We start from the raw sequence: 5,956 nt of genomic DNA, 5'->3' as shown, positions 1-5,956 counted from the left end.
ACTTGCAAGACTTAGAGGGGTTTTTGTTTATAATTTTAAATTACAAACTACTTATCTTTATTTAAAGCAAATTTTCGCTTCTTAATCACCGTAATTGGCTTTTCTTTTGGGCCCATATTTTTCTGAATGGCTACCTGCTTCATCTCTACTGGCACAACACTATTTTCATTAGTCTTTGGACTAGATTCTTTAGGCTTTGAGTCTGTTGGCTTTTGCAGAGTTGCTTCTTTATTTTTAATTTTTATATAAATTTCATGAGCAACTGTATTGTGCTCTTTAATTTCTCTGTTTTTATCAGCCAATTTTTTATACTGCTCCTTAAAAGGTTTTATAAATTTTTTGATAGCTGATAAGAACACGGCTTCTTCAGGGTATATGTCCGCTAATGTCTTAGGTGTTTCCTTTTGCACGAAATTGATGAGATCGGCTGGAAATTTATTAAGAATTTCTGGAGTAGCAAAGCTTACAAAATCATAGTCATGATAAGAAATTACAGCATATCTCGTATTTTTCTTGGTCGGACTTTTAATATAACCTTTGACTGTTGCCTCCCCTTGATCAAGTAACTTTTTCAAATAGAAATCTTTAATTTGGTTTTCTATAAGTGCATTCCCTCTATAGAACCTAAGCTTCTGACTGATTTCCGCCTGTTCTTCCAGGTTGTCTTCATTAACAAGTTTTAGCTGTTCGGCTTGGTCAAGGAATTGAGCATAATTATATTGAGCAAGTTCGGATGTCCAAATCAGTAACTGGTCAAGGTTTTTAGGCATAGGAACTTTCAAATCATTCAAATCAAGCTTTTTAATGGGCGCAAGTTCTTCTTCCTTAAATTCCTTTCTCTCTAAACTCGCTCGATTTAACATAGAACTATCCTTCAATATTACTTATATTTCAAAAATCTGTAAGTCATTAAAACAATCTTAAATAACCATCTAGACACCGAATACAGCCATTATAAGATTATGAAAAATCTAGAGCGACTATCTTTGCTGATATTTGTGTTCAAGATGAGAGAGTTAAATAAATACGTATCGTTAAATGTAAAAAAAGTCTATTTAGTATTGATACTAAATAGACTTTTTCTTTTATAAATTGAACATCAAGACAAAAAAAGGAGGTCATGTCTAATCATGACTAAATCCCTAATTAAGCACGTTTCAATGCCATAACATGGCGAACCATATCGTTAATATGTTGTTTTGTTTCATTATCTTGTGAACTTAACCATTCTACGACATCAGCATCAAAAGCCTTTGCTTGCGCTATGGCATGGCGTTCCTGTAATTTCTTCACAAAGCTAGGTTTAACCAATGGGGCATTGGTAGGGTCAAAATTTTTATAGCGTTCTAGTTCATTTTGCATTGCTGTACCTCCGCTTTTGGTGATGTGATGGTTCAAATGCAGTGATTATTCTCGCAACATCTCCACGTTCAACCCAAACCACTGTTAATAGTCTACCACGATTGCTTAAACCGACTGATATTAGTCGTTGTTCGTCATAGTGTCCTACATCATCAAAAGACATCAATGCAGGATCAAGGAAAATACTACAGACCTCCTCGAACGTAATTTCACGCCCTCGATAGACTAAATCCATTTTTTGGTCATGCCATTCAAATAACAAGCCGTAATATTCAATCAATGGCATGATTACCTCTTTTCCTCTCGTAAAACTGAAATTAAGTAAGAATTTTCTTTTAGCATAAGAAATATTCTTATTATTTTGGGTCGATCACACATAAATCATTGTTTTTGGAATAGTTGCACTGATCTTTCATTATTCGGACACAAGGTTTAGTTTCTTCCCCAACTTTACAGCTTTGAATATCAAGTTGAATACCATCCTCTCTTAAGCTCTCAATCTTAGAAATATTCTCAAGTGGCTTTATATAAACACTAAATAACCAAATGATGCCAAGCATAAGAATGGTAAAAATTCCTAAAATCATTGCGATGATTTTCCACGAAAATTCATAGCTGGCTGATTCAATCGAGTTTTTTAAGCGTCCAAGTGCTTTAGCAGTCTTAATAAGCTCCGCTGTTCCCTCTTGTAAGCCCGTATTTAGCGATTTTGATACGGTACTATGGGTTTGCCCAGCGATAGCCCTTTGAATGTCTTCCTTCGTGATTTGAAGCTCTTTAACGGCCTGATTGACTAGGTTCTGCTGTTGTTCTGCAACTGCCATCAGTGCATATAGCTTTTTTTCATCAGGTGTCATCGGCTCATCCCCTTATAACTCATGGTTTTCTGTTGTTCTCGCTCTAATTTCTGCTGTTCTTTGTACTGTTCCAAAGCAAGCTGTTTGAAGCTGTCAAAATCAGCCTTAAAGCTCTCAATCCCCTGTTTAATTTCTTTGTCTGAAATTGGGCTGTCTTTGAGGTCTTTCAGGTCTTTTTTCGGGTCACCTAAGTCTAGTTGTTCAAGCTCTTTATAGGCTGTTCGTGACTGTTGCAGGGCTTCCCTGATTTCAGGGTCTTTGGCTTGGCTTGGTAATAGTTTTTTTTCAGGGTCTTTCTCTATGCCTTGCTCTTTGTAGCTTCGCATATCAATACGGCTGTCAATTTGGTGTTTTTCTAAATGGCTGTTGCATAAATCTGCCCATCTTTGGCGTAGGTCTTTAATATCGGTTTTTCTTTCCTGGTAACTCTTACCGGTATTGTCTTTTTTAGCTCCGCCACGTTCAGGATTTTTGCTGTTATAGCGTTTGAAATACTGCTCCGGATCTCGTTCGATTCCATCTTGCAAACGTTCATTAAACATGAGGTGAACGTGGGGCTGATCATTGCCGTCCATTGCTTTAGGGTTATGAATCGCAAACTGATATGGATATTTTGAGCCGATCTCGGACTGAATGAAGTCCTCAACCAATTCTAGGCGTTGCTCGGCATTCATTTCTCTAGGCAAGGCAATTTCATATTCTCGATAAGTACTGCCATTTTTGCGCTCGTAAAGGTCGGCTGCCTCCCAAAAGGCAATCGGATTATGTTCAGCCCATTTCGGCATGTTTCCATAAGCACTATGTTCAAGGTCAGTTTCTGCCTGTTCCTGTTTCAGCTTCTTTTCTTCGTCCCGATCAATATATTCGGAATGCGGTGCTGCCTTGCCTGCCTTGCCAACTTTGACACTTAAACGAGCAATCGCCATTAGGTTTTTTCCTGTTCCTTTTTTCGGTCTAATTCTTTCTTAAAGGCTCTTTGATCGAGTATCGAAGCCCACATCATAATGATGATGATTAGAGGTGCTGCGATCACGCCAAAAGTAATATCTTTAATTTTTCCCAGTACCTGTTTTAGTTGCATGCAGTTGCTCCTAGCTTTGGTACTTCTTTTTTCTGTAAATTGAAAATTTACGGAAAAAAGAAGTTTCAGGGTTTTAGGGATGAAGTCCCTAACGTGCTTAGGTTTCTCAATGAAATTGAGAAACGTCTAAGCGCGCCATCAAAAAATTTGATGGAAGTACAGGCAACAATCTCTAGAACGACTTTAACAAAATTGCGTACATTTGACGTAATTATTTTGTTATCGTTCTTTGAGAATTAAGCCTGTACTTTTGCGGTATCTGAATTAATGGAATTGAATATGAATAATGATTGGCTGTCTGAAAAAATCACCTATATCTCTGCTTTAAAAAATCCGAGTGATGCTCAAAAACTTTTATTGGAATTAGCTAAAATCCAATACCGTACACCAGACCAAGAGAAAAAACTGAATGCTTTGATTAAAGCCGAAAAAGCAATAGATCGAGCGAATAAGCAAAAGGTAGCCGTTAGAAAATTACTGAATGCAGAAAAAGAAGCTGAACGTAAAGCTCGTACACGTCATCTCATCCAATTAGGCGCACTTTTTGAGATTGCCAATCTAGATCAACGGAACCCAGCAGAATTACTTGGAGTTCTGCTTAAAACTGCTGAAATCGACCCAAATGATATGAAATGGCAAATTTGGAAAGATTTAGGACAACAAGTTTTGAATACACGTAAGGAAAAATAATTTTTAATTTTCAGGATGTTACACGATGCAAAGTCCAGCTAGAAAAAGGTATCTTATTAATTATTTATTGAATCGATACCGTCTAAAATATCAGGAAGCTAGAGAGCTATATGAGGTAATAACCATCTGTATACAACGAAATTTTATCTTTAGCCGTGATTTATCTAATTTCATTATAGAAAATAATTTAGGCTTCTACTTTCCAAATATTTGTGGCGTTCTTTATATGAATGATGGCTACAATCAATGGAAATTTTATGGTGGATTTTCACAAAAAATATATAAAATTTTATGCTTTGAATTAAATCTATTAAGCAAAAGAAGTAATGCTTCAACTACTCGATTTATTCCATTCAAAAATTTTTTAAGATGATTTACCATCAGTCCTAACATTATATAGTAGATGATTACATGCTTGAATTTATAGGTTTTATTACTTTATGTTTTTTTGGATATAAAATCTTAATTTTATTTTTAAGAAAGAAAAATGCTGTAAGTAATTCAGAAAGTGGGTTCGAGATAAGAAATTTCTCGATCGATGAATTAGGTGTACCTTCGAACTATTTCAACTATATAACATCAAGTAAAATTGAAGATATTAAAAAGAAAGCCCTTTATCTAAAAGAGAATAATTTTAAGGATAGTAGTTGGCCAATGTTAATGGCTATTTCTATTTATCTATTTTTTTATGAAGACTGTAAAAAAACTGAATATGAAAGCAATGCAGTTATGGATTTTCTAAAAATAGATCCAACTATTATAAAAAAAGAATTAGAGTTAGATCCTTACAAAATTATTAATTATTTTATTAATGCAAAAAAAGATTATGAATTTGCAACAAATGATCAAATTACTAATTTAATAGTAGAATCATCAAAAATAGATGGTAAAAATATATCTTATAAATCATCAATATATGAACGTATGTCAAGATATGCAGATGATAACTGGTATAGTCATGGACATAACGAAGATTGTGTTTACTTTTATGCTGAATCTATAGACGACAATATTTATGGTGTCGTAGTAAAAGCAATAAATTATGAAGAAGGTAGAGAAGGCAAAGCAAATTTAATAGTAGAAATTTGCAATGATTTAAAAAAATAGCCTAAGCATAAAATAAATTTTAGAACTCACAAGTCTAAATCACACGACCTTAAAAGCAAAAGCTCTCAACTTCTCAACACGCCTCCAAAGCGTCGCACTTCGTGCTTTGGCTTTGGAAACGGTTGAGAGAGTTTCGGCAATACTCACCCTAAGGGCTGTCATTTAAAAAAATGACATATCCCCTAAGTATTGCCGATTTACCTGTATATATTTGGCTTCGGAGCCACGTATATCGGTCGTATCCGCACATAGTTTTGCAAACTATGCAGACAAGGACTCAAAGTCTTGCACTTCGCTCCACGCGCTCCCTGTCGTTACATTGCCTGTATCTCTGCGAGGGTTTCCCCAACATGCAACTTAACAAGTCCTATGTAACTACTCCCAACGCTCCGCCTATGTGAAGTTCCCCTGTAAGCGGTTTAGCCTTTCGACTATAGCTACAATACGCCAGTGACACTTATTCCTACCACACGTACTGCATGCCGACCGTAAAACGGACACGCAGAAGCGGGCAAAGCTCGATCTAGGATACTTATTTGACGATTTAAAACACGAATTAACGAAGACTTATCATTTTGAGGCTTGATATAAACACTGTTTATTGTGAAAATAGAGTTCAGGTACAAGCCTTTTGGTGAAATCAGTACGAGCGTCAACTCTGCTGATCTTCGTTACTTGATGTTCTAGCATCAAATAACTGCGTACCGCTGAATTTACTTGAAAACCCCTCTAACTTGCAAGACTTAGAGGGGTTTTTGTTTATAATTTTAAATTACAAACTACTTATCTTTATTTAAAGCAAATTTTCGCTTCTTAATCACCGTAATTGGCTTTTCTTTTGGGCCCATATTTTTCTGAA

9 protein-coding genes are annotated in these 5,956 nt (G+C 35.6%); 3 read left to right on the top strand and 6 right to left on the bottom strand.

The annotated features are described in order from the left end of the window. Positions 1-47 precede the first annotated feature (47 nt). The 6 genes from FTT70_RS13300 to FTT70_RS13275 all read right to left on the bottom strand — a co-directional run bounded on the left by FTT70_RS13300 (position 48) and on the right by FTT70_RS13275 (position 3,300). Complete coding sequence (locus FTT70_RS13300; protein WP_163172877.1) at positions 48-863, bottom strand: hypothetical protein; 816 nt, start codon at positions 861-863, stop codon at positions 48-50. A 283-nt stretch (positions 864-1,146) separates the two neighbouring features. Further along, positions 1,147-1,362: a hypothetical protein gene (locus tag FTT70_RS13295; protein WP_114674320.1), complete on the bottom strand. Its 216-nt coding sequence runs from the start codon at positions 1,360-1,362 to the stop codon at positions 1,147-1,149. Next, on the bottom strand, positions 1,352-1,648 hold the full coding sequence (locus FTT70_RS13290; RefSeq protein WP_042087986.1) for a BrnT family toxin: 297 nt from the start codon (positions 1,646-1,648) through the stop codon (positions 1,352-1,354). Before FTT70_RS13290 ends, FTT70_RS13295 begins: the two co-directional genes overlap by 11 nt. 70 nt (positions 1,649-1,718) lie before the next feature. After that, on the bottom strand, positions 1,719-2,219 hold the full coding sequence (locus FTT70_RS13285) for a hypothetical protein (RefSeq protein ID WP_044109130.1): 501 nt from the start codon (positions 2,217-2,219) through the stop codon (positions 1,719-1,721). Beyond that, positions 2,216-3,145 (bottom strand): MobA/MobL family protein, encoded by a 930-nt coding sequence (locus FTT70_RS13280; RefSeq protein WP_161417620.1) that lies wholly within the window; start codon positions 3,143-3,145, stop codon positions 2,216-2,218. Before FTT70_RS13280 ends, FTT70_RS13285 begins: the two co-directional genes overlap by 4 nt. Further along, the gene (locus tag FTT70_RS13275) at positions 3,145-3,300 is read right to left on the bottom strand and encodes a hypothetical protein (protein ID WP_004846790.1); all 156 of its coding nucleotides are present in this window, start codon (positions 3,298-3,300) and stop codon (positions 3,145-3,147) included. The genes FTT70_RS13280 and FTT70_RS13275 overlap by 1 nt, the downstream gene beginning before the upstream one ends. A gap of 279 nt (positions 3,301-3,579) precedes the next feature. On the opposite strand from FTT70_RS13275, the gene FTT70_RS13270 reads away from it, so the two are divergent. From FTT70_RS13270 to FTT70_RS13260, 3 genes are read left to right on the top strand one after another with little or no spacing between them, the layout of a single operon-like run. Next, positions 3,580-3,990 (top strand): conjugal transfer protein TraD, encoded by a 411-nt coding sequence (locus FTT70_RS13270; RefSeq protein WP_044109132.1) that lies wholly within the window; start codon positions 3,580-3,582, stop codon positions 3,988-3,990. 25 nt (positions 3,991-4,015) lie between these two features. Further along, complete coding sequence (locus FTT70_RS13265) at positions 4,016-4,363, top strand: hypothetical protein (protein ID WP_044109134.1); 348 nt, start codon at positions 4,016-4,018, stop codon at positions 4,361-4,363. Between the two features lie 38 nt (positions 4,364-4,401). Continuing rightward, on the top strand, positions 4,402-5,097 hold the full coding sequence (locus tag FTT70_RS13260) for a hypothetical protein (RefSeq protein WP_180168718.1): 696 nt from the start codon (positions 4,402-4,404) through the stop codon (positions 5,095-5,097). Positions 5,098-5,956 lie beyond the last annotated feature (859 nt).

This window comes from Acinetobacter sp. YH01003, from assembly GCF_013420525.1.
GTDB classification, from domain to species: Bacteria; Pseudomonadota; Gammaproteobacteria; order Pseudomonadales; family Moraxellaceae; genus Acinetobacter; species Acinetobacter towneri.
The sequence above is the reverse complement of the archived record's forward strand: the minus strand, read 5'-3'. Positions and strand labels throughout refer to the sequence as shown.